The organism is Massilia oculi, assembly GCF_017582745.1.
Lineage (GTDB): Bacteria > Pseudomonadota > Gammaproteobacteria > Burkholderiales > Burkholderiaceae_D > Telluria > Telluria oculi_A.
Map to the genome: position 1 here is coordinate 1 of NZ_JAFVIM010000072.1, position 2437 is coordinate 2437.

Annotated in this window: 3 protein-coding genes; all 3 read right to left on the reverse strand. The window is 42.3% G+C overall.

Features of this window, described 5'->3' with window-relative positions; all coding sequences use genetic code 11:
• Positions 1–373 precede the first annotated feature (373 nt).
• Positions 374–898, reverse strand: coding sequence for a hypothetical protein (locus J3U95_RS28110; RefSeq protein WP_208281758.1), 525 nt, complete (start codon positions 896–898; stop codon positions 374–376).
• A gap of 240 nt (positions 899–1138) precedes the next feature.
• Complete coding sequence (locus J3U95_RS28115; RefSeq protein WP_208281759.1) at positions 1139–2128, reverse strand: regulator of G-protein signaling domain-containing protein; 990 nt, start codon at positions 2126–2128, stop codon at positions 1139–1141.
• On the reverse strand, positions 2128–2437 hold a 310-nt coding region (locus J3U95_RS28120), incomplete at its 5' end, for a hypothetical protein (protein WP_208281760.1). The genes J3U95_RS28115 and J3U95_RS28120, both read right to left, overlap by 1 nt.

Genomic DNA, 2437 nt, shown 5'->3' on the forward strand with positions numbered 1-2437 from the left:
AATGCCGCGTTGTAGTCTTTCCAGTTGGTCGTTCGGTACTTCAGCTTTACGGGAGCAATCATGCCGTCAGTTTACCCGTGCTGCGCCTCGGCCGCTGATGGGCCGATTTGTGCAACAAAGCCACTGTAAAGGTAAATGTTTCTGAGATGTTCTAAGTCACTCATATAGTCTTTCATATTATTTTCTCGATGAAAATCGAGAAAATTTATCTTCTCTATCTATAAAATAACAATTATATGATGCCTATAAGATTTCGAAGAAACGTAGTCGAATATAGGCAATTACTGATCTAGTTGAATCGCAAACAACAGTAATTAAAGATAGACATTTAGTCATTTTTTTGCAATAAAGTTGTCGAAGAAATTTCCAAGTTTCACTCTTTGGGAGTTCCGGCGTGTATGTCCTGTTGAGCTTGACGATTTTGCCTCCAATTAGTTCGATATGCATCGCTTGCAATCCAGCCCGCAAGACCAGAGCACGCAATTGAGGTGAATTTTTCTAAGATTTCACGTGGTTCATTTGGGACGGGTTCCTGATTTCTAAATACCGACCTCAAATAGTTTTTCAGTGGATCGTAAGATAAATCCTGCGGACGAACCCTGATGTCATGAGCAACTTTATTACGTATACTGTTAAGGTGCTTTATTGCCTCCACGAGCTCAGCGCCATTTGGGAACAGTGCGCATGGGAATAAGGATATCTTTTGAGTGAAGGTTAGACGCGCCTTATCCCAAAATAGCTCGGTCCCTAATGTTGAGAGGAACTCCGCCAAATAATGTTCAATAACTAAGTGGCAGGACAGCATGTAACCTAGGAAATCGTAATCGACTCCCTCGATGCCCCGCAGTTTTAGATGTCGCCCGTCAACGCCATCGACAAGCGGAGGAAGCTTCTTCATATGTTCTCCATTACCACTGCTACCAATGAAGACAGTCCGATTAATGCGTGAGTCTTCACTATCGATTGACATGTTTACTGTTCAGTTTTCAAATTTTTTTAAATAAAACAATCCCCAATCCGGCTCGGAGCAGCGTAGCGTACGAAGTTGTTGCTTCCAGAGTAAGTTAGAGATTTTTTAGGACCCGGTAAACTGATTAGCTAAGAATGGCCAAAAAGATCGCATTCGTACAATACAAATCTAAATTCGGAATAGAAATGCACCATCGTCATTTACAGCGCTGACCGTGTTCTTGTAATTCACGCTATTTGAGTACCCGCGGGATGTAATACATTCGCCATCCAATAAAGTGAAAATATTATTTCGCTCAGAAAGATAAAGACCATTCATAAACTCAAAACATTTTTTTCCGGCAAATAAATGCGCCCGAATGAGCTTACTTTCTATGTCGAGAGGAAACTCATACATTTGAGGGTTCCCGTCCTTTAAATAGAATAGCTGTTTTTTTACTTTGAAATAAACGCCATTGTTTGCGTTGAATACAAAATCGGGCTCCAGATTCGCTAACGAATATGGATTTGCTTCATAAATCTTGCTAATCTCTTCTTTGTCGTCTTCGTCGCGCAGAGTAAAGCCTTCGATGGACGGCTTCGAGCGAATGTAGTGGGAATATTGGACGTCAGAGCGTCCTAAGTAATAATAGATATTGCTATCTGAAACGCCGACTCGAGAAGTCTCCGGGCCACCTTGAGTTGTTTTCGAGAACTTTCCTGCGGAAACTCCAAAAAGCGTTGTTACGCCGGCCTCTAGTGACGAAGCAAATACAGTCATGTACTTTGCTGAGATTGAATTGATGGGCGCGTCTGTAATTTTTTTGTCGACCGCTATTTGACACGTTTCTGTGTTGAAAGATAAGAACTTTAGCCCTTCCGTTGAGCCGCATATTATGTTGGCGTAAAAAAAGCGTAGATCGGAAAAGCTGAATTTATCTGGAAGTTTTGCGAGCTTAGAAAATTTCGCCAGTGTCAATTCAATTTCAGACTTTGGTTCTTCAAAATTTCCCGGCAACATCTTGTGCTGCCTGAACATGAAATCATGAAGACTTTCATCCGCTATCAAATCTTCTGTTTTTGCCAATAGCAAGTCTCCCTCTTGGCTCAGGAGGAATAACCAGTCCATATAAGGATAAACGTCAAGGAATTCACCTCGGATGTAAATTTTGGTAGCCATTAGAGAACTCCAGACCGGATTTTAGTGATTCGTTTAAGCGGTATTTCGTTTTTTCTGAATAGCCTCTCTGCGACGTCACGTAATGCTTTCACTCTATCTGTAGGGGCCTTTTTAGCGAAAGTAAAGGGGAATCCGTGCCATGGATCGTTGGCATTAACAGGGGCGGGGAAATAAGCGATCATTTCCGAGCCTGTCAGATTTTCTGTGTGGAACGGGGTCATGAAATAATCCTGAGAGGACTGTTCCATGACCGATGCAATGACCACGAAAAAGCCCAAGAAGCAGAAAGCTGCATACCCGTTCCCCGTC